The following is a 24058-nucleotide window of genomic DNA, read 5'->3' as shown; positions in this document are numbered from 1 at the left end:
CTCATCGAGTGAGAGTGCCAGGAGGAAGACAAGTGCCGACGTACCAGTACCAGTGCACCGAGTGCGGCGAGGGCCTCGAGGCGGTGCAGAAGTTCACCGACGACGCTCTGACCGAATGCCCGAACTGCCAGGGGCGCCTGAAGAAGGTGTTCTCCGCGGTCGGCATCGTCTTCAAGGGCTCCGGCTTCTACCGCAACGACAGCCGCGGCAGCTCGTCCAGCAGCTCGCCGTCGTCGTCCTCGAAGTCGGGCACCTCCTCGACGTCGTCCTCGTCTTCGTCTTCTTCGTCGGACTCGGGTTCGTCGTCGGGCTCCGGTTCGTCCTCGAAGTCGGGCTCCGGCAGCTCCGCGGGTTCCACGGCCGCATAGTTCCCGGCAGCCGTGCGGTGTCCGTGGCCGCGTAGGCCCGCCGGGCCGCGTGGGCTCCACCGCTGCGGAGGCCTTTTCACGGTTCCTCCCGAGACCCTGTCGTCCTCCGACGACGGGGTCCTCGGCGTTTCACGGGGCGGCTAGGGTGCGGGCATGGCGAACAAGGTGAATGCCGAGATCGGCGTGATCGGCGGCTCCGGTCTGTACTCGTTCCTCGACGACGTGACCGAGGTCGAGGTGGACACCCCGTACGGGCCGCCCAGCGACTCCCTCTTCCTCGGCGAGGTCGCCGGCCGGCGGGTCGCCTTCCTGCCCCGGCACGGGCGCGGCCACCATCTGCCGCCCCACCGGATCAACTACCGGGCGAACCTCTGGGCGCTCCGCTCGGTCGGCGCGCGCCAGATCCTCGGCCCGTGCGCGGTCGGCGGCCTGCGCCCCGAGTACGGTCCCGGGACCCTGCTGGTGCCGGACCAGTTCGTCGACCGTACGAGGACCCGCCCGTCGACCTACTTCGACGGGCTGCCGACGCCCGACGGCACGGTGCCCAAGGTCGTGCACGTCTCGCTGGCCGACCCGTACTGCGCCGTCGGCCGGGCCGCCGCGCTGAAGGCGGCCCGGGGACGCGACTGGGAACCCGTGGACGGCGGCACCCTGGTCGTGGTCGAGGGACCGCGCTTCGGGACGCGTGCGGAGTCGCTGTGGCACCGGGCGCAGGGCTGGTCGGTGGTGGGCATGACCGGCCACCCGGAAGCGGCACTCGCCCGTGAACTGGAGCTCTGCTACACCTCCCTGACCCTCGTCACCGACCTCGACGCCGGCGCGGAGACCGGCGAGGGGGTCTCCCACGAGGAGGTCCTGCGCGTGTTCGCGGCGAACGTGGACCGGCTGCGGGGCGTCCTGTTCGACACGGTGGCCGCGCTTCCGGCGACCGGGGAGCGCGACTGCCGGTGCGCGACGGCCCTCGGCGGCATGGACCCGGGGATCGCGCTGCCGTAGCGCTGGGTGGAGCGGGGCCGTAGCGCTGGGTGGAGCGGGGCGGGCCACGGGACGGGCCGGGCGGGGGCAGGAGCCTGGGCAGGCCGCGGGACGGGCCGGGCAGGGCAGGAGCCTGGGCAGGCCGCAGGACGGGCCGGGCGGGGGCAGGAGCCTGGGCAGGCCGCGGGACGGGCCGGGCAGGGCAGGAGCCTGGGCAGGCCACGGGACGGGCCGGGCAGGGCAGGAGCCTGGGCAGGCCACGGGACGGGCCGGGCAGGGGCAGGAGCCTGGCAGGCCGCGGGACGGGCTGGGCAGGCGGTGAAGCCCGGACCGACCGGAGCGTCCCGTTCGAGTGGCGGAGTTTTCCACAGTCGGGCGGTGGTCCACGGGCTCCGGCGGGCGGCGGCGGAAGGGCCCATCGTGGGTCCGCAAGCCGTTCCCTCGTCACAGGTGGTGGTCCCCATGTCCCTGTCCCGTCCCACCGGTCACGCCGCGCTGCCGCTCGGCACCGACGCCCCGCCCACCTGCGAGGTCCCGCACTTCGCTCCCGTGCGGGTGCGCGGCGGGCGGCAGCAGCTGCACCGGCTCCTCAGGCACCGGCGACGGGCGGTGGCCGCCGGGCTCGTCGTCACCGCCGCGGCGCTGGTCGCGGCCGGCCCGCGCCCCGGAGCCGGTCCCCAGGACGCCCAGCGGGCGCGGGGGCACCCGGTCACCGAGCAGGTCCGCAAGCGGCACGGCGCGGAGCTGGTGACGGCGCCGCTGCGGATCGCCGACGCGGCCACCGTCCGACTGCTCAGGCCGGGCGACCGGGTCGATGTCGTCGCGGCCGGCGACGGCGGCACGGGCGACGCCTCGGTGATCGCGCGCGGAGCGCGGGTGACGAAGCTGCCCGAGCCCGAGGACGGGGCCACGGCGGGCGGGGCGCTGGTCGTGGTCTCGGTGCCGCGCGCCACCGCGCACCGGCTGGTCGGCGCGGGGGCGTCGGCACGGCTGGCGGTGACGCTGTGCTGAGTACCCGCGACCGCCCAGCGCCCTCCGGTCGCTCGATCGAGGGGCCTGATTGGACAGGACGGCCCAACGCTGACGTAGGTTGCGGAGCGTTTTGTTCCCCACCTGGTCCGCGACAGACCCGTTCGTGCGCGCCCTGTTCCCGCGCACCCCGGTCGGGCGAGACCTGTTCAAGCGAGGAGAGCCCCCGAGGTGAGCGAGAAGAACGAGCCGAGCGTCTGGCAGGGCTTCAAGGCCTTCCTGATGCGCGGGAACGTCATCGATCTGGCGGTGGCGGTGGTCATCGGCGCCGCCTTCACCAACATCGTCAACTCGGTGGTGAAGGGGGTCATCAACCCCCTGATCGGAGCGTTCGGCACCCAGAGCCTGGACAGCTACAGCTCCTGTCTCAAGGGCCCCTGCACCGGGACCGGCGACAGTGCGACGGGCGTGCGGATCCTCTGGGGCTCGGTGCTGGGCGCCACCCTCACCTTCCTGATCACCGCGGCCGTCGTCTACTTCCTGATGGTCCTGCCCATGTCGAAGTACCTGGCCAAGATGGAGGCCCGTCGCAAGGCGAAGGAGAGCACGCAGGAGATCATCGAGGTCTCCGAGCTGGAGGTGCTCAAGGAGATCCGCGACGCGCTGGTCGCGCAGCGCGGGTCGGGTCACGACCGCCCGTAACGCCGTCGCCGCCCGCGGCGGGAACGGCTGGACCGCGGGCGGGTGCCCGCTTCGCTCACAGGTGGTGGGGCGGCTTCTCGTCGAGGAAGCGCTTGAGGTCGGCCGCGCTGTCGCGTTCGGTCCGCTCGCCCCAGCCGCGGTCGGTGTCGTCCGAGGTCTGCTGGTCCAGCGGGTCGTCGAAGACCAGCGCGGGCCGGGGTGCGCGGGGCTCGGGATCGGGGGCGGTACTCATGGCTCCAGGGTACGGCTCGCCCGGCGGCCGATGCTCCGCCTTCCCCGCCCCTCCCGGTGGGCGGCGCTCCGCCTTCCCCGCCCCTCCCGGCGTACGGGAGCGTCCGCAAGCACATCCGGGCCGTCTCTGCTGTGCTGGGGACCATGACGTCCAGTCCCACCCCCGCAAGCGCGCCCTCGGGGCCGCCCGACGCTCCCGGCGTGCGCCCGCCCCTGCGCAGGCTGACGGCCCGCGGCCGGCACGAGGCGCACCGCGCCGCCACCCCGTTGGAGCTCTTCTTCGATCTGTGCTTCGTGGTCGCCGTCGCCCAGGCGGGCGCCCAGTTGGTGCACTCCGTCGCCGAGAGCCATGCCGGCGAGGGCGTCCTCAACTACGCGATGGTCTTCTTCGCCGTCTGGTGGGCGTGGATGAACTTCACCTGGTTCGCCTCGGCGTACGACAACGACGACGTGCTCTACCGCATCGTCACCCTGGTGCAGATCGCCGGTGTGCTGGTCCTCGCGGCCGGGGTCTCCCGGGCCTTCGAGGACCACGACTGGACGGCCGTGGTGCTCGGCTACGTGATCATGCGGGTGGCCATGTCGGCGCAGTGGCTGAGGGCGGCCCGTTCCGCCGGGCCGCCGGAGAACGCGATGGCGCTGAGGTACGCCGGGGGCGTGCTGGTCTGCCAGCTCGGCTGGCTGGGGCTGCTGTTCCTGCCGGAGGGCGGACAGGGCTGGCTGTTCCTGGTCATGGTGGTGCTGGAGCTGTGCGTGCCGGCCTTCGCGGAGCGCAAGCACCCGTCGTCCTGGCATCCGCACCACATCGCCGAGCGGTACGGGCTGTTCACGATCATCGTGCTCGGCGAGACCATCGCCGCGGCCACGGTCGCGGTGAAGTCCGGCATCGAGGAGAACGACGCGCTGGGCGAGCTGCTGCCGATCGCGGCGGGCGGTCTGCTGATCGTCTTCGCCGCCTGGTGGATCTACTTCGTCGTGCCCGTCCACGGGTACCTGCGGTCCAGCAGGCAGTCGTTCCTGTGGGGCTACGGCCACTACCTGGTGTTCGCCTCCGCCGCGGCGATCGGTGCCGGTCTGGAGGTGGCGGTGGAACAGGCGGTGGGCGAGGCGCACATCTCGGAGCTGGCGGCGTCCGCGGCGGTGACCCTGCCGACGGCGCTCTTCCTGCTCACGGTGTGGGCCCTGCACGCCCGGCACTTCAAGGTCGGCCTGGCCGAGCAGCTGGTCCTGCCGACGGCCGCGCTGCTCGTGATCTGCTGCACCTTCCTCGGCGACATGGCCGTGCTCGTGGCCGGGATCGTCCTGGCGCTGGCCGTGACGGCGGGGGTGGCGCTGACCGCGCGGCGGAGTGTCCACCGCCGGGAACAGGTGACGCCGGACGCCTGATACCGCCTGGGCGTCCTCCGCCGTGCTCGTGTCTCCGCCCGCCCGCGCCCGGGCCGCGTGGCGACCGTGCCCGTCGCCCGTGGAGACCGCGCCTGCACCCGCGGAGACGTGCCCGCGCCGCGTCGGGACCGGGCCGGGCCGCCTCGAAAACCGGGCCGCACCTCGTCGAGACCGCGCCCATGCCCGCACCTCGTCGAGACCGCGCCCATGCCCGCACCTCGTCGAGACCGCGCCCGTGCCCGTGCCCGTGCCTAGTCGAGACCGTGCCCGTGCCTCGTCGAGACTGGCGGCATGACAGTTGACGCATTGACGGATGTCGCCGGCCTGTCGGTGGGGCATGCGACGCGGACCGGCGACGGGTGGCTCACGGGCACGACGGTGGTGCTCGCGCCGGAGGGCGGGGCGGTCGCCGGCGTGGACGTGCGCGGAGGCGGCCCCGGCACCAAGGAGACCGACGCGCTCGATCCGCGGAACCTGGTGCGGAAGGTGCAGGCGGTGGTGCTGACCGGGGGCAGCGCGTACGGGCTCGACGCCGCGTCGGGGGTGATGGCCTGGCTGGAGGAGCACCGGCGTGGGGTGCGCGTCGGCCCGGACCCCGCTCACGTCGTGCCGGTGGTGCCCGCGGCCTGCGTCTTCGACCTGGGGCGCGGGGGCGACTTCCGGGCCAGGCCGGACGCGGCCACGGGACGGGCGGCGGTCGAGGCGGCCCACGCGAGCGGACCGGGCGCGGAGGTCGCCGAGGGCTGCGTGGGGGCGGGCACGGGAGCCGTGGTCGGCACGCTGAAGGGCGGGATCGGCACGGCGAGCACCGTGCTGGACTCGGGGATCACGGTGGCGGCGCTGGTCGTGGCCAACGCGGCGGGGTCGGTGACGGATCCGGAGACGGGGGTTCTGTACGGGGAGTTGTTCCGGGGTGGGCGGGTCCGCCATCCGGCACCCGCCGTCCACGCGGCCGCCGGCCGGCGTCTCGACGAGGTCGCGGCGAGGAACGCGCCGCCGCCGTTGAACACCACGCTCGCCGTGGTCGCCACCGACGCGGACCTGTCCAAGGCACAGGCGCAGAAGCTGGCCGGCACCTCGCACGACGGCATCGCCCGGGCGGTCCGGCCGGTGCACCTGCTCAGCGACGGGGACACGGTGTTCGCCCTGGCGACCGGCGAGCGCCCTCTCGACCCGCGTCAGCCGCTCGCGCTGAACGAGGTGCTGGCGGCGGGCGCGGACGTGGTGACCCGCGCGATCGTGCGCGCCGTACGGGCCGCCGGGCCCGTGGACGGGCCGGGCGGGGCGTGGCCGTCCTACGAGGAGCTGTACGGGGTGGAGCAGCCCTGAGTGCCTCCGCCCGGCGCCGGCCGGAAGCGTCGTCGGGCGACCCGTCCCAGCCGGTGCGGGGTGGTTCGCGAGCGGCGGCAGGGGGTCGGGCGGGGTCGGGCGCGAGGCTCTACGGGCGGCGTTTGGGGGCCGGTTGGGCGGACGGGCGGGTGATTGTCCCGGTTCTGTCACGCGTCGGCGTTCCGGGCGACCGGTGGGAACCCCGGCGGTCGTCGACCGCCTCTACAGGGCTGAAGCGGACACCGTACGACACCTGAACCTGGAGCAGCCCGTGACAACGGCGGACATAGCATCGCGGCGCGTACCGGTGGCGGTCGCCGCCCTGGTCGTCGGCGCCCTCGCCCTCACCGCCTGCGGCGGAAGCGCCAGCGCGGAGGACAAGAAGGACGGCAAGGGCGGCGCGGACTCCGCGAAGACCTCGGTGGCGGAGGTCGTGATCTCGGCGAAGGACGGCTCGACCGGCGCCTCGATCAACGCGACCGGCGTGAAGGTCAGCGACGGCCGGCTGACCGACGTGCGGATGACGGTGGCCGAGACGGGCGCGGCCGTGCCGGGCGCGGTGTCGGCGGACGGCGGCAGTTGGAAGCCGAAGGAGCAGCTGGAGCGGGGCACCAAGTACCGGATCACGGCACAGGCCAAGGACGCGAACGGCCGTACGGCCGCCGCCGACTCGGTCTTCACGACCGTCTCCTCGGCCAACAGCTTCATCGGCTCGTACACCCCGGACGGCGGCACCACGGTGGGTGTGGGGATGCCGGTGTCGTTCACCTTCGACAAGGCGATCAGCGACCGGAAGAACGTGCAGTCGCACATCACGGTCACCTCCAGCAGCGGCCAGGAGGTGGTCGGGCACTGGTTCGGTGACCAGCGGCTCGACTTCCGGCCCGAGGAGTACTGGAAGGCCGGCTCCAAGGTCACCATGAAGATCGACCTGGACGGGGTCGAGGGTGCGAACGGCATCCACGGCGTGCAGCGCAAGACCGTCACCTTCACGGTGGGCCGTGCCCAGGTCTCCACGGTCGACGCGGACACGCAGACCATGACGGTCGTGCGCGACGGCAAGACCCTCAAGTCGGTCCCGATCTCGGCGGGCAGCGCCGAGAACCCTACGTACAACGGGCAGATGGTCATCTCGGAGAAGTCCGAGCGGACGCACATGGACGGGTCGACGGTCGGCTTCGGCGGGGAGTACGACATCCCGGACGTGCCGCACGCGATGCGGCTGAGCCAGTCCGGCACCTTCGTCCACGGCAACTACTGGTACGACCGCGGCAATCCGCCCTTCGGCGTCCAGGGCACCAGCCACGGCTGCGTCGGGCTGCGGGACGCCCAGGGCGGGCAGGGCGCCACCGACGGCAAGTGGTTCTACGACAACTCGCTGATCGGGGACGTGGTGACCGTCAAGAACTCCCCGGACGGTGCGATCGCGCCGGACAACGGCCTCAACGGCTGGAACATGGCATGGGGCGAGTGGGTCGACGGCAGCGCCGTCTGACCGGCCGACCGACCCCCTGAGCAGCGTTTTTTGAGTGACCGTCGGGTCGCGCGGGAACATTTCGCGCGGCCCGCTCGTTTTTCGTGCGTACGTTTTCTCGGTTCCCGGACATGATGTCCGACCGAGGGGCTACGGTATGCACCCACAAGGTGACATGCAGCAACGCCGGGAGAAACCTTGAGCGTTCCGTACGAGACGGCAGCGTACGAACCACCCGAGTCGCCGGAGTCTCCGGAGGAGCACCTCATGCGACTGCTGGGTCGCGCCCTGAACTCGTTCGAGCTGCCCGACGAGACGATACGGCAGCTGGACTGCGCGCTGGCGCACGACGGTTCGCTGCACTCCGCGCACCACAGCGCGGGCCTGCACCGCGAGACGTACCGCCACACCTGGCTGCTCGCCGACGGCTCCGCGCTCACCCTCTGGGAGATCGTGCACAACACCGCGCCGGGCAGCGAACCGCAGCACGAGGTGTACGTCGACGAGGAGGAGCTGCGCACCGCCACCGCCCGGCTGGCCCTGCCGCCGGACGCACCCGACTTCGAACTGCCGGTGCAGGTGCAGCTTTCTGCGGCCCCCGCCCCGCGGCACGCCTACGTCCCGGACGCCTCGGCGGACCATGCCCGCCGGCTGCTGCGCCGCGCGGAGAACCCGGACCGGCCCGGCGCCGACCTCGCCGCCCGGCTGGCGACGGCGTCCGGGCACCGGATCACCCAGGCCTTCGGCGGCCCCGGCCGCGCGGGCCGCGCCCGCGTCGGCTTCTCGCTCTACGAGCACGCCTTCCTGCTGCGTGACGGCGCCGAGCTCTCCCTCTGGGAGGTCGAGCACACGGCCACGCCCGACGGGCGGCACATGTGCGAGGTGTACGAGAGCGAGGACGCCGCCCGGCGGGCGATGGAGCTGCGCGCGGCGCAGGTCTCCTGAGCGTCCCCGCGACGAGGAGCCCGCGCGCCTCCGGGAGACCGGCTCCCGCGGGGCGACGCGACCGGGCCGGGCCCCGTCGGAACCCGGCCCGGAGAACGCCGGATCGACGTCGCTCACGCCCTACGCGGCCACCGGCCGCTTCGTTCCCGGCGCCGCGGCGGACGGATCGGCGTCGCCGGGCCCCTGGGCCGCCACTCCGGGCGCCGGCCTGCGCAGGCCCTTGAGGACGACCACCAGGGCCGTGGTGACGCAGACGCCCGCCGCGATCGCGACCAGGTAGAGCAGCGGATTGCCGATGAGGGGGACCACGAAGACGCCGCCGTGCGGGGCGCGCAGCGTGGCACCGAAGGCCATCGACAGCGCCCCGGTCAGCGCGCCGCCCGCCATGGACGCCGGGATGACCCGCAGCGGGTCGGCGGCGGCGAACGGGATGGCGCCCTCGGAGATGAAGGAGGCGCCCAGCACCCAGGCGGCCTTGCCGTTCTCGCGCTCGGCGGCGTCGAAGAGCCGGGCGCGGACGGTCGTGGCCAGGGCCATCGCCAGCGGCGGGACCATGCCCGCCGCCATGACCGCGGCCATGATCTTCATCGCGGAGTCGCTCGGGTCCGACACGGCGATGCCGGCGGTGGCGAAGGCGTAGGCGACCTTGTTGACCGGGCCGCCCAGGTCGAAGCACATCATGAGGCCGAGCAGGGCGCCGAGCAGGACGGCGTTGGCGCCGGACAGGTCGCCCAGCCAGTCGGTCATCGCCTGCTGCGCGGAGGCGATGGGTTTGCCGATCACCACGAACATCAGGAACCCGACGACGGCCGCGGAGATCAGCGGGATCACCACCACCGGCATGATGCCGCGCAGCACCGCCGGGATCCGTATCCGCTGGATGGCCATCACCACGGCACCGGAGAGCAGACCGGCCGCCAGACCACCGAGGAAACCGGCGTCGATGGTCAGCGCGATCGAGCCGCCGACGAAGCCGGGCACCAGGCCGGGCCGGTCGGCCATGCCGTAGGCGATGTAGCCGGCCAGCACCGGGACGAGGAAGGCGAAGGCCACGCCGCCGATCTGGAACAGCAGCGCCGCCCAGCTGTCGACCTGCGTCCACACGAAGTGGTCCGTCACCGACGGCGCCTTGTTGATCTCGTAGCCGCCGATCGCGAAGCCGAGGGCGATGAGCAGACCGCCGGCCGCGACGAACGGGACCATGTAACTGACGCCGGACATCAGCCACTTGCGCAGTGTGGTGCCGTACCCCTCACCGGCCTCGCGGCCGCGCTCGGCGGGCGCCCCGCCGGCCGGCCCGGCGGCCGTGACCTCGCCGCGGGCCGCCTTGGCGCGGACCTCGCCGATCAGTTCGCCGGGCCGGTTCACGGCGGCCTTGACGCCGGTGTCGACGGTGGGTTTCCCGGCGAAGCGGTCCTTCTCGCGCACGGGCACGTCATGGGCGAGGATCACGCCGTCCGCCGCCGCGATCACCGCCGGGTCGAGGCGGCTGAAGCCGGCCGATCCCTGGGTCTCGACGACGACCTCGACACCCGCCTCACGGCCCGCGTTCTCCAGCGCCTCGGCGGCCATGTAGGTGTGCGCGATGCCGGTGGGGCAGGAGGTGACGGCGACGATGCGGAAGGGGTGCCCGGGTGCGGCCGGCTCCTCCGCCCCCGCCCCCGGCGCCCGGCCGGCCTCCGCCGCGTCCGCCCTGCCGGTGCTGTCCGTGGCGGGCTCGGCGGAGGCCGCCGCCGAGTCCGCCACGGGGTCCTGGGCGCCCGCGGGTCCGTCCGCGGTACGGGGTCCGCCCGCGAGGTCGGCCGGCGCCTCGCCCCGGATCAGTGCCACGGCCTCCCCCGCCTCGCCCGCCGACCGCAGCGCGGTGGTGAACTCGGCGTTCATGAGCTGCCGGGCCAGGGCGGAGAGGATCGTCAGGTGGGCGTCGTCGGCACCCGCCGGCGCGGCGATCAGGAAGACCAGGTCGGCCGGGCCGTCCGCCGCCCCGAAGTCGATGCCGTCCGCGCTGCGCCCGAAGGCGAGCGTCGGCTCGGTGACGTGCTCGCTGCGGCAGTGCGGGATGCCGATGCCGCCGTCGAGGCCGGTCGGCATCTGCGCCTCGCGGGCGGCCACGTCGGCCAGGAAGCCCTCCAGGTCGGTCACCCGGCCCAGGGCCGCCATCCGCCCGGCGAGGGCACGTGCCGCCGCTTCCTTGGTGTCGGCGGACAGGTCGAGGTCGACCAGATCCGCGGTGATCATGTCGCTCATCGCGGGCTCCTTAGCTCGCGTATCGCCCGGGAGGTGAGGTGGTGGGCGAGGACGGGGAGGGGGGCGGGGGTACGGACGGGGAGAGGGGAGGGAGTGCTGCGGTGGGGTCGGGGGCCCGGGCCACGGCGGCCCGGGACGGCGGCGACGGGCGTCCGGGGTACGGACCCGCCCGTCACTGGGGAAAGGGCCACGCACGCGACGGTCATGACGCCGGCTCCCGCAGCGCGCGGTCCACCGGCACCTCGGCCGTGACCGTCACCGCGCCCGGGTCGAGGTCGGCCGGCGCGGGCATCACGCTGCCGGGGAGCTGGACGGCGGCCGCGCCGTGCGCGACGGCGGAGGCGAGGGCGTCCGGCCCCGCACCGCCGGCGACGAGGAACCCGGCGAGCGAGGAGTCACCGGCGCCGACGTTGCTGCGTACGGCCGCCACGCGGGCGCTGCCGAACCAGGCGCCCGCGTCGTCCACGAGCAGCTGTCCGTCGGCGCCCAGGCTGGCCAGTACGGACCGGGCGCCCAGCTCGCGCAGCTCCTCCGCGGCCTTCAGGGCGTCGCCGACGGTGGCCAGGGGGCGTCCGACGGCCTGGGCCAGTTCCTCGGCGTTCGGCTTGACCACGTCGGGGCGTTCGCGCAGTGCGTGCAGGAGGGCGGGTCCGGAGGTGTCCAGGGCGATGCGGACCCCGGCGGCGTGCGCCCGGGCGACCAGGGCCGCGTACCAGGAGGGGGCCAGCGGGCGGGGCAGGCTGCCGCAGCAGGCGATCCAGTCGGCGCCGCGGGACTGCCGCCGCACGGTCTCCAGCAGCAGGTCCCGCTCGGCCTGCGACAGTTCGGGCCCCGGTGCGTTGATCTTCGTCAGGACGCCGTCGGCCTCGGCGAGCGCGATGTTGGACCGGGTGGCGCCGGCGATCGGCACCGCCGCCACCTCGATGCCCTGGGCGTCGAGCAGGTCGGCCACGAGAGTGCCGGGGGCGCCGCCGAGCGGCAGCACCGCCACGGTACGCCGGCCCGCGGCCGCCACCGCGCGCGAGACGTTGACGCCCTTGCCGCCCGGGTCCACGCGCTCGCCGGTGGCGCGGACGACCTCGCCGCGGTCCAGGGAGGGCACCTCGTAGGTGCGGTCCAGGGACGGGTTGGGGGTGACGGTGAGGATCATGCGCGGACCACTTCCGGGCCGGCCTGCTCGACGGCGGCGGCGTCGTCGGGGCTCAGCCCGCTGTCGGTGATCAACAGGTCCACGTCGCTCAGCGCACCGAAGCGGGCGAAGTGCTCCTGCCCGTGCTTGGAGGAGTCGGCGAGCAGCACCACGCGCCGGGCGGCCGCGACGGCGGCGCGTTTCACGGCGGCCTCGGCGAGGTCGGGCGTGGTCAGGCCGTGCCCGGCGGAGAAGCCGTTGGCGGCCACCAGGGCCACGTCGGCGCGGATCTCGCCGTACGCGCGCAGCGCCCAGGCGTCCACGGCGGCGCGCGTACGGTGCCGCACGCGCCCGCCGACCAGGTGCAGCTGGATGCCGGGGTGGTCGGCGAGGCGGGCCGCGATGGGCAGGCTGTGGGTGACGACGGTCAGCGAGGCCTCCGGCGGGATGGCCGCGGCCAGCAGGGCCACCGTCGAACCGGCGTCGAGGATCACGGTGCCGTCGGCCGGCAGCTCCGCCAGGGCCGCCTTGGCGATGCGGTCCTTCTCGTCGGCCGCCGTGGACTCGCGCTCGGCGAGGTCGGGCTCGAAGTCGAGCCGGCCGGCGGGGATGGCGCCCCCGTGCACCCGGCGGAGCACACCGGCGCGGTCGAGGGCCTTCAGGTCCCGGCGGATCGTCTCCGCCGTCACCTGGAACTCCTCGGCCAGCGACACCACGTCCACCCGGCCGCCGTCCCGGGCGAGCCGGAGGATCTCCTGCTGCCGCTCCGGTGCGTACATGCCTGTTCGCCTCCACCTCATGCCCGAACCTGTGGTTTCACGGGAGGCTACGCCCGGCATTCCGCTTTGTAAACAGAGAAGCGGAAGCAGTCCCACACGAACGGGCATGAACAGACATGCGGTGGGGGAGAGCGGAACAGGGGTGGGAGAGCGCGGGCGGCGAAGGGGGCGGGGCCGCACCGGAGTGCCGGACCCGCCCCCTTCGCCGCCCGCGGGGACGCGGTGATCAGACCAGCGTGGGCTCCTTCTTCAGCGCCGGGCCCGTGTCGTCCTGCGCCCCCTCCACGTGCTGGGCGGGCCGCTTGGGCAGCGCGAACATCAGCAGGAAGATCACGGCCAGGACGGCGGCCACCCAGCCCAGCGCGTTCTCGAAGGCGTCCGCATAGGCAGGGCCGACGCGGGCCGGGGCCAAGTGGTCGCTCATCGTGCCGAAGAAGACCACCGACACCAGGCCGAGCCCGAGCGCGTTGCCCATCTGCTGCACGGTGTTGATGAGCCCGGACGCGGCCCCGGCGTGCTCCCGCGGCACCTGGGACAGCACCGCGTCCGTCAGCGGGGCGACGATCAGGCCCATGCCGACGCCCATGACGACGAGCGGCAGCGCCATCTGCCAGGACGTGACGCCGAGGCCGTAGTGCGCGGACTCCCAGATGTAGAGCAGGACACCGGCCGCCATCACCAGCGCGCCGGCCTGGAGCACCTTGCGTCCGAAGCGCGGCACCAGCTTCTGCACCGACACCCCGGCCGCCACGGAGACGGCGAGCGAGAACGGCACGCCCGTCAGTCCGGCCCGCAGCGGGCTCCAGCCGAGCCCCACCTGCATGTACAGCGTCCACACCAGGAAGAAGACGCCGAGCGCGACACCGAACACGGTCTGCACGGCGATACCGGCCGCGAAGCTCTTCACCCGGAACAGCGACAGTTCGACCAGCGGCGAACCGTCCCGGGCGCTCTTGCGCCGCTCGTACGCCACCAGCACCGCGAGGACCACGACCGCGCCGGCCATCGAGAGGTACCCCCACAGCGGCCAGCCCAGCTCACGGCCCCGGGTGAGCGGGTAGACCAGCATCAGCAGACCGAGGGTGACCAGGGCGACCCCGACCAGGTCGAGTTTGAGGGCGCGCGGCGCCTTCGACTCGGTGATGTAGCGGCTGCCGAGGACGAGTCCGGCGACGCCGACCGGCAGGTTGATGAGGAAGATGGGCCGCCACTCGAGCCCGAACAGGTTCCACTCGGTGAGCAGGGCACCCAGCAGCGGGCCGGACACGGCACCCAGGCCGACGATCGCGCCGAACAGGCCGAACACCTTGCCGCGTTCGTGCGCAGGGAAGGTGGCGTGCACGATCGACAGCACCTGCGGCACCATCAGCGCCGCCATGGCGCCCTGGAGGATGCGGGAGGCGACCAGCATCTCCGGGTTCACGGCGAGGCCGCACAGCGCGGACGCCACGGTGAAGCCGCCGATGCCGACGAGGAACACCCGCTTGCGGCCGTGTATGTCGCCGAGCCGTCCGCCGGTGATCAGGCCGGCGGCGAAGGCGAGGGCGTAACCGGCGGTGATCCACTGGATCTGGCTGAAGGTGGCGCCCTCGTCCCGCTGGATCGACGGGATCGCGATGTTGACGATGGTGACGTCGACCAGGTCCATGAAGGCGGCGGTCATCACGATCGCGAGGGCGAACCAGCGACGGCGGTCGCCGGCGGCCTGCCGGGCCGGGGCGGGATCCGGGGTGTGCGAGAAGGTCATGGAACGAAGCTAGGCCCTCAATAGGACAGATCCGGTCCTAGATATGCGGCATCCTCGGCATCATGACGACGGATACTCCGGCCCGGCTGCTGACGCTCCTCTCCCTCCTCCAGACGCCCCGCGAGTGGCCCGGCGGCGAGCTGGCCGACCGGCTCGGGGTCTCCCGTCGCACGGTCCGCCGGGACATCGACCGGCTGCGCGAGCTGGGCTATCCGGTACAGGCGACCATGGGCGCCGACGGGGGCTACCGGCTGGTGGCCGGCAAGGCGATGCCGCCGCTCGTCCTCGACGACGAGGAGGCGGTGGCGATCGCGGTCGGGCTGCGGGCCGGCGCCGGGCACGCGGTGGAGGGCGTGGACGAGGCGTCGGTGCGGGCGCTGGCCAAGCTGGAACAGGTGCTGCCGTCGCGGCTACGCCATCGCGTCGCCACGCTCCAGGCCGCGACCACACCGCTGACCAGCGGGGACGGCCCGAGCATCGCCCCCGAGACGCTGACCGTCATGGCGTCCACGGTGGCCGGGCGGGAGCGGCTGCGGTTCGCCTACCGCGCGGGGGACGGCACCGAGTCGCGGCGCGTGACCGAGCCGTACCGGCTGGTGTCGACGGGGCGCCGCTGGTACCTGGTCGCCTACGACCTCGACCGGGAGGACTGGCGGACCTTCCGGGTGGACCGGGTGAGCGAGCCGTCGGCGACCGGGGCGCGGTTCGCTCCGCGCGAGCTGCCGACCGGGAGCGCGGCGGAGTACCTGCGGCGCTCGATGCAGCGGCAGGCCGGCTCGTACGGGATCGTGGTCGCCTTCGACGCCCCGGCCGAGGTCGTCGCGGCACGCCTCCCGCAGTGGCTGGGGGCACCCGAGGCGGCGGACGACGGCACGTCGTGCGTCCTGCGGGCGACCGTGTCCGACTCGGTGGAGTGGATGGCGCTGCGTCTCGCGATGCTGGACGTGGACTTCCGGGTGCGGGAGCCGGTGGAGCTCGTGGAGTGCGTACGACGGCTGGGGGCGCGGTTGGCTAGGGCGGCGGAGGGGCCGTGACCGCCGAGGGGGGAGGGCTTGTGACCCACGGGGGCGCGGAGGACACCGTGGGTGCCACGCCCCACGCCCCACGCCCCACGCTCCACGCCCCACGCGCCGTCGGCCTAGGGCCGGGGGCCGGGCTCCCACGTGAACCCCCGCATGGCTTCCAGGTTGCGCAGGGCCGGCTCCAGGGGACTGCGGGCGGCGTCGGGGGAGGACGCCCAGCGCTCCACCGCCACCCGTACCGCCGCCCCCGCGACGGCGGCGCCGAAGTGCAGTTCGGGCGTGTCCCTCAGGCGCGCGGCAACGTTGTCGTCGCCGCCGGACATCCGCTCGGCCAGCACCTCCACCAGGGCCCGCTCCGTCGTGTGGCAGACCTCCGCCCACACCTTGCGCAGGGCCGGGCTGCTCTCGGCCAGCCGGATGAGCGTGCGGGCCCATTCCCAGGAGGCCGCCGAGACGCCGGCGCCCGGGGTCAGCGTGTGCCGCACGGCGTGTTCCAGCGCCTCGGACGGGCTCAGCGCGGCGGGGGCCTCGCGCACCGCCGCCGCCCAGCGCTCGGCGCCCAGCGCGTAGAGCGGGGCGACGGCCTCCTCCTTGGTGGCGAAGTAGCGGTAGAAGGTGCGCGGGGCGACGCCGGCGGCGCGGGCGATGTCCTCGGCCCGGGTGGCCCGCAGCCCCTGCCCGACGAAGAGGCGGGCCGCCGCGCGGGCGATGGCCATCCGGGTCTCGGCCTTGCGCCGCTCGGTCAGGGAGAGCTCCCCGGTACCGGAGGCGGACGGCGGGGAGGAGGCGAGGGGCGCCGGACCGGCGGACGGGACGGGGTGGCCGGACGACGCGGGGTGGCCGGACGATGCGGGGGTGGAGCTGCTCACTTCGGCAGGCTATGCCGCTGTGGCAGAATCTGCCATCCGGCGGGCCACCCCGGGGTTCAGGTCCGGGGTGTCCCGCCGCCCTGGTGAACCGCCCGGTGCGTCCGCCTCGCTGCGCGACGGTGCGCGTCCGCGCTCCCACACGGAAGGAGCCGGGCTGCGGCACCCCGGGGGGAAGGGGCGCCGAGCCCGGCTCGGGAGCGTCCCGGCGCCGGGGGGAGTGCGTCGGGACGTGGTCCTGGGTGGCCCGTAGGCCGGTCCGCGAGGCGGTGGTCCGGGGCGGAACCGCTGGGCCCGGAGTAGTTTTTCCCGGGCCCCCGCCGGTTGAAGCAGCGTTGTACGGCCATGTTTGCGCGGGGTTCGGCCACCGGCGTGCGCCCCACGCATCACGCCACGCCCCCTCCCTCACGGGCGCCGGCGGCGCGATCGTCGCGGGCGGTGCCGCCGGCCGTGCCGCGTCCTGCCTACGCCGCCGCCTCGAAGCCGGTGTCGCGGGCCAGCTTCTTCAGCTCCAGCAGCGCGTGCTTCTCGATCTGCCGGATGCGCTCGCGCGTCAGTCCGTGCTCCTTGCCGACCTCGGTCAGCGTACGCTCGCGGCCGTCGTCGATGCCGTACCGCATCTTGATGATGGAGGCCGTGCGCGGGTCGAGGCGGCCGATGAGGTCGTCGAGCTCCTCGCTGCGCAGCAGCGTCATCACCGACTGCTCGGGCGACACGGCCGAGGTGTCCTCCAGCAGGTCGCCGAACTGGGTCTCGCCCTCGTCGTCCACCGACATGTTCAGCGAGACCGGGTCGCGGGCCCAGTCGAGGACGTCGGTGACGCGCTCGGGCGTCGAGCCCAGCTCGGCGGCGATCTCGGCGGGCTCCGGCTCGCGGCCGTGCTCGCGGTTGAACTCGCGCTGCACGCGCCGGATCCTGCCCAGCTCCTCCACCAGGTGGACGGGGAGCCGGATGGTGCGGGACTGGTCGGCGATGGACCGGGTGATGGCCTGGCGGATCCACCAGGTCGCGTACGTGGAGAACTTGAAGCCCTTGCGGTAGTCGAACTTCTCGACCGCGCGGACCAGGCCGGCGTTGCCCTCCTGGATGAGGTCGAGAAGCGGCAGGCCGCTGCGCGGGTAGCGGCGGGCGACCGCGACGACCAGACGGAGGTTGGAACGGATGAAGACGTCCTTCGCCCGCTCGCTCTCGTCGATCAGGGCCTGGAGCTCCTCCCGGGTGGCGTCCGCCCCGGTCTCCTCGTAGCCTTCGAGGACCTGCCGCGCGAACACACCCGCCTCGATGGTCTGGCTGAGCTCGACCTCCTTGGCGGCGTCGAGCAGCGGTGTGCGCGCGATCTCGTCGAGGTACATGCCGACCAGATCGCGGTCGGCGAGCTCGCCGCCGTTGGCGCGGACGCTGGTTGCCGCGGCGCTCGTCTCGCCGGTGGCGGACTTACGACGGGCGACGGCACGGGTTGCCATGCGTGCTCCCTTGCGATGGTGGTTCAGCGGGCGGTCCTGTGGACGTCGGTCACCTGTGGGGTCGTCTCCGGTCCCGATCCACTCTCGGGACGCTCCTGTCTCTCTCGGGACTCTCCTCGGGTGCCCTGCATCCGATGGAAACAACGACTGGAAACCGGACAGAATTCCCAGCGCTCCCTCCGATTTTTCTGATCATGCAGTACCCTGTGCCGCCACACAGGGAGGCACGATGCCGACGGAACGTACTGAGGTCCAGGTCAGACCGTGGGTCGAGGACGACCTCGAGCCCCTCACCGACCTCTACAACCACTACGTACGCGAGACGCCCCTCACGTTCGACACCGAACCGTTCACTCCGCGGGAGCGCCGCCCGTGGCTGCTCTCCCACCCTGAAGACGGCCCGTACCGCCTGAGGGTTGCCACGGACGCGGACTCGCGGACGATCCTGGGGTACGCCACGTCCAGCCCCTACCGCGCGAAGGCCGCGTACGGGACCTCGGTGGAGACCACCGTCTACGTGGCCCCGCACGCCGGTGGCCGGGGCATCGGCACGCTTCTCTACACGGCCCTCTTCGAGGCCCTGGCGGGCCAGGACCTGCACCGCGCCTACGCGGGCATCACCCAGCCCAACGAGGCGTCCGTCCGGCTGCACACGCGCCTCGGCTTCCGCCCTGTCGGCACGTACCGCGAGGTGGGCCGCAAGTTCGGCCGGTACTGGGACGTGGCCTGGTACGAGAAGCCGCTGTAGGGCCCCCGGCCCGCCCTGGCCGACCCTCCCCCAGCCGCCCCTGCCCGCCCCTGCCCGCCCAGGTCAGCCGAACTGCACCGACCGCTTGGCCAGCCCCATCCAGAACCCGTCGATCACGGACCTGCGCAGATCCAGTTCGCCGGCGGCGTCCGCGGCCCCCATCGTCACGAACAGCGGGGCGAAGTGCTCGGTGCGCGGGTGGGCGAGCAGGCCCGCCGGGGACTTGTGGGTGAAGTCGAGCAGCGCGTCCACGTCACCGGCGTCCAGCGCGCGCCTGCCCCAGTCGTCGAACTCGGCGGACCAGCCGGGGACGCCGGACCGGCGCAGGGCGGCCAGGTTGTGGGTGAAGAAGCCGGAGCCGATGATCAGGACGCCCTCGTCGCGCAGCGGCGCGAGCCTGCGGCCGATCTCCATGAGCCGCGCCGGGTCGAGGGTCGGCATGGAGACCTGGAGGACCGGGATGTCGGCGCCGGGGTACATCTCGACCAGCGGCACGTACGCACCGTGGTCGAGGCCGCGGTCGGGGACGTCCTGTACGGGCGTCCCGGGGGCACGCAGCAGCTTGCGCACGGACTCGGCGAGCGCGGGGGCTCCCGGAGCCTCGTAGCGCACCTGGTAGTAGTGCTCGGGGAAGCCCCAGAAGTCGTAGACCAGGGGGACGGTCCGGGTGGCGCCGAGGGCGAGCGGGGCCTCCTCCCAGTGGGCGGAGACGACCAGGACGGCCCGGGGGCGGGGCAGGTCCGCGGCCCACGCGGCGAGCTCGCCGGGCCAGACGGGGTCGTCGGCGAGCGGCGGGGCGCCGTGGCTCAGATAGAGGGCGGGCATGCGCTCCCGGGGGGCGGCGGACATGGGGCCTCCTCCAGTACTGCTGGCCTTGCTGAACTGCTTGAAAACTCAAGCTCTGCTGTTCAGGAATCTACCCGCCCATTGTTTAAATTTCAAGCAGTGGTTCCGTACGATGGGATACATGAACACGGCACCCATCCCGTCCCCCGCCGACGAGCCCCGCTGGCTCAGCGCCGAGGAACAGCGCGTCTGGCGCTCGTACATCGAGGCCGCCACCCTCCTCGAGGACCATCTCGACCGTCAGCTCCAGCGCGACGCGGGGATGCCGCACGTCTACTACGGCCTGCTGGTCAAGCTCGCCGAGTCACCCCGGCGGCGGCTGCGGATGACGGAGCTGGCCCGGTACGCGAAGATCACCCGCTCCCGCCTCTCGCACGCGATCGCGCGGCTGGAGAAGAACGGCTGGGTGCGCCGCGAGGACTGCCCCTCCGACAAGCGGGGCCAGTTCGCGGTGCTCACGGACGAGGGCTACGCGGTCCTCGGGCAGACCGCGCCGGGACATGTGGAGGCCGTGCGCCAGGCCGTGTTCGACCGACTCACCCCCGAACAGCAGAAGTCCCTCGGCGAGATCATGCGGATCGTCGCCGAGGGACTTCAGCCCAGCGAAGCGGGCGCGGACCTGCCCTGGCTGCGCTGAGCGCGCGGCCGGGGCAGGTCCTGGGAGCCGTGCGCCGGGGGCGTCCCCTCCCCCTGCGCACGGATGGAACAGGAGACCCGAAGGGGTGCGGTGTCCGGCGTCAGTGGGCGACGACCGGCACCGGCAGCTCGTCCTCGACGGCGTCGCCCGCACCGGAACCCGTGACGGTGGTGCCGCCCGGCCGCCCGGCGTTGACGAAGGTCAGGGCGATCACCGCGGCGGCCACCAGGATGCCGACGGCGAACCAGATCGCGCTGGTGTAGCCCTGCACCTGGCCCTCCAGCTGGACCAGCTGCTGCTGGGAGCGGGAGGCGGCGCCGCCGATGTGGTCGGCGATGTAGGACGTGGTGGCCGAGGCGGCGATCGTGTTCAGCAGCGCCGTACCGATCGCACCGCCCACCTGCTGCGAGGTGTTGACCATCGCGGAGGCGACGCCGGCGTCCCGGGGCTCGACGCCCTGGGTGGCCATGGACATGGCCGGCATGAAGGCCGTACCCATGCCGAGGCCGAGCAGCAGCATGCCGGGCAGCAGCACGGCGGTGTAGGACGTGTCGATCTCCAGCTGGGTCAGCAGCAGCATGCCGAGGGCGGCGACCAGGAAGCCCGGGCCCATCAGCAGCCGGGGCGCGACCCGGGTCATCAGCCGGGTACCGATCTGCGTGGAGCCCGTGATCATGCCCGCGATCATCGGCAGGAAGGCGAAGCCGGTCTTGACCGGCGAGTAGCCCTGCACGATCTGCAGGTAGTAGGTGAGGAAGAGGAACAGCCCGAACATCGCGATGATCGCGAGGCCCAGCGAGAGGTAGATCCCGCCCCGGTTGCGCTCGGTGACGACGCGCAGCGGCAGCAGCGGGGCCTTGACCTTCGACTCGACGACCACGAAGGCGAGCAGCAGCACGGCCGCGCCGACGAACATGCCGACCGTCACCGCGTCGCTCCAGCCGTTCGACTCGGCGCGGGTGAAGCCGTAGACGAGCGCGACCAGGCCGAGCGTGGAGAGGATGACGCCGGGCACGTCGAGGGGCGAGCGGTTGCGGCTGCCCTGCGGTTCCCGGATGACGAGGTAGGCGCCGGCCGCCGCGACGATCGCGAACGGGATGTTGACGAAGAACGTCCAGCGCCAGTTCAGGTACTCGGTGAGGAAACCGCCGAGGATCAGGCCGACGGCGCCGCCGCCACCGGCGATCGCGCCGTAGATGCCGAACGCCTTGGCGCGCTCCTTGGCGTCCGTGAACATCACGGCGAGCAGGGAGAGCGCGGCGGGCGCGAGCAGGGCGCCGAAGACGCCCTGGAGGGCGCGGGAGCCGAACATCATCGCCTCGTTGGTGGCCGCGCCGCCGAGCGCCGAGGCGACGGCGAAGCCGGCCAGGCCGGTGACGAAGGTGCGCTTGCGGCCCCACAGGTCGGCTATCCGGCCGCCGAACAGCAGCAGACCGCCGAAGGCGAGGGCGTAGGCCGTGACGACCCACTGCCGGTTGCCGTCGGAGATGCCGAGGTCCTGCTGGGCGGAGGGCAGGGCGATGTTCACGATGGTGGCGTCCAGGACGACCATCAGCTGGGCGAGCGCGATGAAGACGAGCGCTTTCCAGCGGCCGGCGTCCGGGACGCCGGGGGCCTTGAGGGCTGTTTCAGACATGGGGATACCCACTTCGGGACTTCGTGACGGAGAAAACGGGACTTCGTGACGTGACGGAGAACGTGAATTCGGGACGACGGAAAAGACGAGCAGGGACGACCGGTACCGGGACGGCGGCCACGTAGCCGCCGTCCGCCGGTTCGGGGCGTCAGTCGTTCAGGGAGACGGTCGAGGGAGGCGGTTCAGAAAGACAGCGGTAGCGGGGCTACCGGTCGCAGGGCCGGCGCAGCTCCTCCATGGTCACGGCGGTGCCCGGCAGGGAGGAGCGGGCCGGAGCCCGCAGCCCGTCCAGGAACAGTTGCAGATGGCGGTGGACGAACCGGTCGGCGCTCAGGCACCCCGTACCGGCCGGGGGCCGGCTGAGCTGGGCGGCGGCGATCATCAGATCGCCCACGCCCACGTCGGTACGGAGCTGACCGGCCGCCTTCGCCCGGTCCATGACCTCGGCGATGAGCCGCTCGACCCGTTCACGCGCCGCCTCCAGGTCGGGGTGGTGCTGGTCGAAGGTGCTGGAGACCATGGGGCACAGGGCGCTGATCCGCTCGTCGGCGGCGACGTGCACGAAGCGCTCCAGCGCTCCGAAGGCGTCACCGTTCTCCGCGAGCGCGAGCTCGGCCGCCCGTGCCGTACGGTCCATGACCGAGCAGACGACCTCGCGGACGAGGGCGTCGCGGTCGGGGAAGTTGCGGTACACCGTGGCGTTGCCCACGCCGGCCCGGCGGGCGATGTCGTCGAGCGGCACGTCGGGGCCGTGCTCGACGAACATCTCGCGGGCGGCGGTGACGATCCGCTCCCGATTGCGCAGGGCGTCGGCTCGGGGCCGGGTCACCTTGTGCTGCTCGGGGGTTGCGGTCTCCACGGCGTACTCCTCGGGCGGTGGGGCTGGCGATCCGGGGAGGGAGTCCCCGTTTCACTCGGACACCTGGCTAAACGGGGAAACGATCCCCGGTTATTTCCCCGGCCGGGAAAGAAATGCCGTGACGTGGGTCACACTTCTTTAGCCTTCCCCTGCTGCCCTCCTCCGTCCCCTCTCCCCCGGTCGGCGGCTACCGGTGAGAAACCCACGATCGGCTCCTCCAGCGCGCGCCCCTCCCGCCCTCGGCACAGGGTGATCGAAAGGGTGCAGCCGGTGTCCGGCGGCTGCCGTGGTCCGGGAGGTCTGCATGCAGCCGCAGCCGCAGGTGCAGCCGCCGAGCCGTCGGATACGCCCGCGCCGGCTGGCCGCGATCGCCACCGTCACCGTCGTGACCTTCGCGGTCAGCACCTCGGCCGGCACCGGCGGGCTCGCGCCGGGCACCACGGCCGCGGGACCCGGCCCGGCCGCCCTCTCCCGGTCCTCCGCGCACGGCCCCTGCATGATCACCGGCGGACCCGAGGTCCAGATGTCCGAGGGCGTCCCCACGTCCGCCGGCTACGCCCGCTCCACCGGCACCGTCCGCGCCCTCACCCTGATGATCGACTTCTCCGACGCGCCCGGCGAGGGCGAGGCGCTCGACCGGTACGCGGAGTTCCTGCCGCAGACCGCGGAGTGGTTCCGCACCAGCTCCTACGGCCGCCTCGACTACCGCCCCGAGACCCCGGTCCGCGACTGGCTGCGCATGCCGAAGTCCTTCGCCGCGTACGTCATAGAGCGGGGCGCGCCCTTCGAGCCCGGCTACCGGGAGATGGTGCAGGACCTGGTCGCGGAGGCCGACGCGGAGGTGGACTTCCAGGCGTACGACCTCCTGAACGTGCTGGTCACCCCCAACGCCGGCCCGTCCGCCCTGGACACCGTCCTGTCCGTCACCTTCGCCGGCAACCCCGAGGCCCCGGTCGCCGACGGCGTCCCGGTGGCCAACGCGTCCTTCGTCTACTCCCGGCAGGACGACGGCTCGGGCTCCTACGACGAGACCGGCTACCGCGTCCTCCCCCACGAGAACGGCCACGTCTTCGGCCTCCCCGACCTCTACACCCAGGAGGGCGGCGGGGCCGTCGGCCACTGGGACATCATGAGTGAGGACTGGGGCGCCAACAACGACCTCCTCGGCTGGCACAAGTGGAAGCTGGGCTGGCTGGACCCCGCCCAGGTGCACTGCGCGTCGGCCCCGGGGACGAAGGAGTACACGCTGACGCCGCTGGCCCGCAGGGGCGGCGACAAGGTGGTCGTCGTCCCGCTGGACGGCCGCAGCGGGTACGCGGTCGAGCTGCGCACCCAGGAGGGCAACGACGACACGGTGTGCCGGCCGGGCGTGCTGATCTACAAGGTCGACGCGGACGTGGACACCGGGATGGGCCCCGTGACGGTGTACGACTCCCGCCGGGACAGCGGCGGCTGCACCCGCAGCCCGAACGTCCACGCCGAACTCTCGGACGCCGCCTTCACTCCCGGGGAGACCTTCGAGGACCCGCGCCGGGGCGTCACGATCACGGTGTCGGCGGCGGACCCGAACGGCGACCACAAGGTACGGGTCACCCGGGGGTGAACGACCGGGGGCGGGCGGGCCTACGGACGCGGGGCCGCCGCGCGGCACGGGCCCGGGGCGGCCGGGATTACGGTAGGCCTGCCGCGATCGCCGTACC

Annotated in this window: 22 protein-coding genes; 12 read left to right on the top strand and 10 right to left on the bottom strand. The window is 73.3% G+C overall.

Going from position 1 to position 24058, the window contains the following annotated elements:
- Positions 1-32: 32 nt before the first annotated feature.
- The 4 genes from ACGF5T_RS08700 to mscL all read left to right on the top strand — a co-directional run bounded on the left by ACGF5T_RS08700 (position 33) and on the right by mscL (position 3014).
- Positions 33-368: an FmdB family zinc ribbon protein gene (locus ACGF5T_RS08700; RefSeq protein ID WP_366766799.1), complete on the top strand. Its 336-nt coding sequence runs from the start codon at positions 33-35 to the stop codon at positions 366-368.
- Between the two features lie 153 nt (positions 369-521).
- Positions 522-1364: an S-methyl-5'-thioadenosine phosphorylase gene (locus ACGF5T_RS08695; protein ID WP_366766800.1), complete on the top strand. Its 843-nt coding sequence runs from the start codon at positions 522-524 to the stop codon at positions 1362-1364.
- A gap of 441 nt (positions 1365-1805) precedes the next feature.
- Complete coding sequence (locus ACGF5T_RS08690; protein ID WP_356609008.1) at positions 1806-2354, top strand: hypothetical protein; 549 nt, start codon at positions 1806-1808, stop codon at positions 2352-2354.
- 189 nt (positions 2355-2543) lie between these two features.
- Positions 2544-3014 (top strand): large conductance mechanosensitive channel protein MscL, encoded by a 471-nt coding sequence (gene mscL / locus ACGF5T_RS08685; RefSeq protein ID WP_356609010.1) that lies wholly within the window; start codon positions 2544-2546, stop codon positions 3012-3014.
- Positions 3015-3069: 55 nt separating this feature from the next.
- Here mscL and ACGF5T_RS08680 read toward each other — a convergent pair whose 3' ends face one another.
- Positions 3070-3246 carry a hypothetical protein gene (locus ACGF5T_RS08680; RefSeq protein WP_356609012.1) on the bottom strand — a complete coding sequence of 59 codons (177 nt, stop codon included), beginning with the start codon at positions 3244-3246 and terminating at the stop codon, positions 3070-3072.
- A gap of 143 nt (positions 3247-3389) precedes the next feature.
- Here ACGF5T_RS08680 and ACGF5T_RS08675 point away from each other — a divergent pair, with 143 nt between their 5' ends.
- The 4 genes from ACGF5T_RS08675 (at position 3390) to ACGF5T_RS08660 (ending at position 8379) form a co-directional block, all read left to right on the top strand.
- The gene (locus tag ACGF5T_RS08675) at positions 3390-4631 is read left to right on the top strand and encodes a low temperature requirement protein A (RefSeq protein ID WP_356609014.1); all 1242 of its coding nucleotides are present in this window, start codon (positions 3390-3392) and stop codon (positions 4629-4631) included.
- A gap of 291 nt (positions 4632-4922) precedes the next feature.
- On the top strand, positions 4923-5960 hold the full coding sequence (locus ACGF5T_RS08670; RefSeq protein ID WP_356609016.1) for a P1 family peptidase: 1038 nt from the start codon (positions 4923-4925) through the stop codon (positions 5958-5960).
- A 271-nt stretch (positions 5961-6231) separates the two neighbouring features.
- A complete protein-coding gene (locus ACGF5T_RS08665; protein WP_361013873.1) occupies positions 6232-7455 on the top strand; it encodes an Ig-like domain-containing protein in 1224 nt (407 codons plus the stop codon).
- A gap of 177 nt (positions 7456-7632) precedes the next feature.
- On the top strand, positions 7633-8379 hold the full coding sequence (locus tag ACGF5T_RS08660; RefSeq protein WP_356609020.1) for a DUF6227 family protein: 747 nt from the start codon (positions 7633-7635) through the stop codon (positions 8377-8379).
- Between the two features lie 120 nt (positions 8380-8499).
- Here the strand turns inward: ACGF5T_RS08660 and ACGF5T_RS08655 are convergent, their stop codons facing one another.
- The 4 genes from ACGF5T_RS08655 to ACGF5T_RS08640 all read right to left on the bottom strand — a co-directional run bounded on the left by ACGF5T_RS08655 (position 8500) and on the right by ACGF5T_RS08640 (position 14281).
- Positions 8500-10626 carry a fructose-specific PTS transporter subunit EIIC gene (locus ACGF5T_RS08655; RefSeq protein WP_361013879.1) on the bottom strand — a complete coding sequence of 709 codons (2127 nt, stop codon included), beginning with the start codon at positions 10624-10626 and terminating at the stop codon, positions 8500-8502.
- A gap of 202 nt (positions 10627-10828) precedes the next feature.
- Complete coding sequence (gene pfkB / locus ACGF5T_RS08650; RefSeq protein WP_366766801.1) at positions 10829-11776, bottom strand: 1-phosphofructokinase; 948 nt, start codon at positions 11774-11776, stop codon at positions 10829-10831.
- Positions 11773-12534 carry a DeoR/GlpR family DNA-binding transcription regulator gene (locus ACGF5T_RS08645; RefSeq protein ID WP_366766802.1) on the bottom strand — a complete coding sequence of 254 codons (762 nt, stop codon included), beginning with the start codon at positions 12532-12534 and terminating at the stop codon, positions 11773-11775. Before ACGF5T_RS08645 ends, pfkB begins: the two co-directional genes overlap by 4 nt.
- A 226-nt stretch (positions 12535-12760) precedes the next feature.
- Positions 12761-14281, bottom strand: a complete 1521-nt coding sequence (locus tag ACGF5T_RS08640; protein WP_356609027.1) for an MFS transporter — start codon at positions 14279-14281, stop codon at positions 12761-12763.
- 62 nt (positions 14282-14343) lie between these two features.
- Between ACGF5T_RS08640 and ACGF5T_RS08635 the strand changes: the two genes are divergently transcribed.
- Positions 14344-15315, top strand: coding sequence for a YafY family protein (locus ACGF5T_RS08635; RefSeq protein WP_356609029.1), 972 nt, complete (start codon positions 14344-14346; stop codon positions 15313-15315).
- Positions 15316-15419: 104 nt separating this feature from the next.
- Here ACGF5T_RS08635 and ACGF5T_RS08630 read toward each other — a convergent pair whose 3' ends face one another.
- Positions 15420-16172: a TetR/AcrR family transcriptional regulator gene (locus ACGF5T_RS08630; protein WP_392887263.1), complete on the bottom strand. Its 753-nt coding sequence runs from the start codon at positions 16170-16172 to the stop codon at positions 15420-15422.
- Between the two features lie 461 nt (positions 16173-16633).
- Complete coding sequence (locus tag ACGF5T_RS08625; RefSeq protein ID WP_356609031.1) at positions 16634-17632, bottom strand: sigma-70 family RNA polymerase sigma factor; 999 nt, start codon at positions 17630-17632, stop codon at positions 16634-16636.
- 229 nt (positions 17633-17861) lie between these two features.
- Here ACGF5T_RS08625 and ACGF5T_RS08620 point away from each other — a divergent pair, with 229 nt between their 5' ends.
- Complete coding sequence (locus ACGF5T_RS08620) at positions 17862-18380, top strand: N-acetyltransferase family protein (RefSeq protein WP_356609033.1); 519 nt, start codon at positions 17862-17864, stop codon at positions 18378-18380.
- Positions 18381-18443: 63 nt separating this feature from the next.
- On the opposite strand, the gene ACGF5T_RS08615 is transcribed toward ACGF5T_RS08620, so the two are convergent.
- Positions 18444-19205 (bottom strand): class III extradiol ring-cleavage dioxygenase, encoded by a 762-nt coding sequence (locus tag ACGF5T_RS08615; protein WP_356609108.1) that lies wholly within the window; start codon positions 19203-19205, stop codon positions 18444-18446.
- A gap of 133 nt (positions 19206-19338) precedes the next feature.
- Between ACGF5T_RS08615 and ACGF5T_RS08610 the strand changes: the two genes are divergently transcribed.
- Entirely contained in the window at positions 19339-19863 is a 525-nt protein-coding gene (locus tag ACGF5T_RS08610; RefSeq protein WP_392887259.1) for a MarR family winged helix-turn-helix transcriptional regulator, read from the top strand.
- A gap of 100 nt (positions 19864-19963) precedes the next feature.
- On the opposite strand, the gene ACGF5T_RS08605 is transcribed toward ACGF5T_RS08610, so the two are convergent.
- A complete protein-coding gene (locus tag ACGF5T_RS08605; protein ID WP_356609037.1) occupies positions 19964-21499 on the bottom strand; it encodes an MFS transporter in 1536 nt (511 codons plus the stop codon).
- A 205-nt stretch (positions 21500-21704) separates the two neighbouring features.
- Positions 21705-22358, bottom strand: a complete 654-nt coding sequence (locus ACGF5T_RS08600; RefSeq protein ID WP_366766803.1) for a helix-turn-helix domain-containing protein — start codon at positions 22356-22358, stop codon at positions 21705-21707.
- Between the two features lie 304 nt (positions 22359-22662).
- On the opposite strand from ACGF5T_RS08600, the gene ACGF5T_RS08595 reads away from it, so the two are divergent.
- Entirely contained in the window at positions 22663-23961 is a 1299-nt protein-coding gene (locus ACGF5T_RS08595; RefSeq protein ID WP_366766804.1) for a M6 family metalloprotease domain-containing protein, read from the top strand.
- Positions 23962-24058: the final 97 nt, after the last annotated feature.

Source organism: Streptomyces sp. NPDC047853, from assembly GCF_043204535.1.
In the GTDB taxonomy this organism is placed as follows: Bacteria; Actinomycetota; Actinomycetes; order Streptomycetales; family Streptomycetaceae; genus Streptomyces.
The sequence above is the reverse complement of the archived record's forward strand: the minus strand, read 5'-3'. Positions and strand labels throughout refer to the sequence as shown.

What these genes read in the sequence shown, in the direction of transcription:
- ACGF5T_RS08695 (WP_366766800.1), top strand. Translation starts at nt 522, where the DNA reads ATGGCGAACAAGGTGAATGCCGAGATCGGCGTGATCGGCGGCTCCGGT.
- ACGF5T_RS08640 (WP_356609027.1), bottom strand. Translation starts at nt 14,281, where the DNA reads ATGACCTTCTCGCACACCCCGGATCCCGCCCCGGCCCGGCAGGCCGCC.
- ACGF5T_RS08605 (WP_356609037.1), bottom strand. Translation starts at nt 21,499, where the DNA reads ATGTCTGAAACAGCCCTCAAGGCCCCCGGCGTCCCGGACGCCGGCCGC.
- ACGF5T_RS08680 (WP_356609012.1), bottom strand. Translation starts at nt 3,246, where the DNA reads ATGAGTACCGCCCCCGATCCCGAGCCCCGCGCACCCCGGCCCGCGCTG.
- ACGF5T_RS08655 (WP_361013879.1), bottom strand. Translation starts at nt 10,626, where the DNA reads ATGAGCGACATGATCACCGCGGATCTGGTCGACCTCGACCTGTCCGCC.
- ACGF5T_RS08675 (WP_356609014.1), top strand. Translation starts at nt 3,390, where the DNA reads ATGACGTCCAGTCCCACCCCCGCAAGCGCGCCCTCGGGGCCGCCCGAC.
- ACGF5T_RS08610 (WP_392887259.1), top strand. Translation starts at nt 19,339, where the DNA reads ATGGGATACATGAACACGGCACCCATCCCGTCCCCCGCCGACGAGCCC.
- ACGF5T_RS08690 (WP_356609008.1), top strand. Translation starts at nt 1,806, where the DNA reads ATGTCCCTGTCCCGTCCCACCGGTCACGCCGCGCTGCCGCTCGGCACC.
- ACGF5T_RS08595 (WP_366766804.1), top strand. Translation starts at nt 22,663, where the DNA reads ATGCAGCCGCAGCCGCAGGTGCAGCCGCCGAGCCGTCGGATACGCCCG.
- ACGF5T_RS08625 (WP_356609031.1), bottom strand. Translation starts at nt 17,632, where the DNA reads ATGGCAACCCGTGCCGTCGCCCGTCGTAAGTCCGCCACCGGCGAGACG.
- ACGF5T_RS08645 (WP_366766802.1), bottom strand. Translation starts at nt 12,534, where the DNA reads ATGTACGCACCGGAGCGGCAGCAGGAGATCCTCCGGCTCGCCCGGGAC.
- pfkB (WP_366766801.1), bottom strand. Translation starts at nt 11,776, where the DNA reads ATGATCCTCACCGTCACCCCCAACCCGTCCCTGGACCGCACCTACGAG.
- ACGF5T_RS08635 (WP_356609029.1), top strand. Translation starts at nt 14,344, where the DNA reads ATGACGACGGATACTCCGGCCCGGCTGCTGACGCTCCTCTCCCTCCTC.
- ACGF5T_RS08620 (WP_356609033.1), top strand. Translation starts at nt 17,862, where the DNA reads ATGCCGACGGAACGTACTGAGGTCCAGGTCAGACCGTGGGTCGAGGAC.
- ACGF5T_RS08670 (WP_356609016.1), top strand. Translation starts at nt 4,923, where the DNA reads ATGACAGTTGACGCATTGACGGATGTCGCCGGCCTGTCGGTGGGGCAT.
- ACGF5T_RS08615 (WP_356609108.1), bottom strand. Translation starts at nt 19,205, where the DNA reads ATGCCCGCCCTCTATCTGAGCCACGGCGCCCCGCCGCTCGCCGACGAC.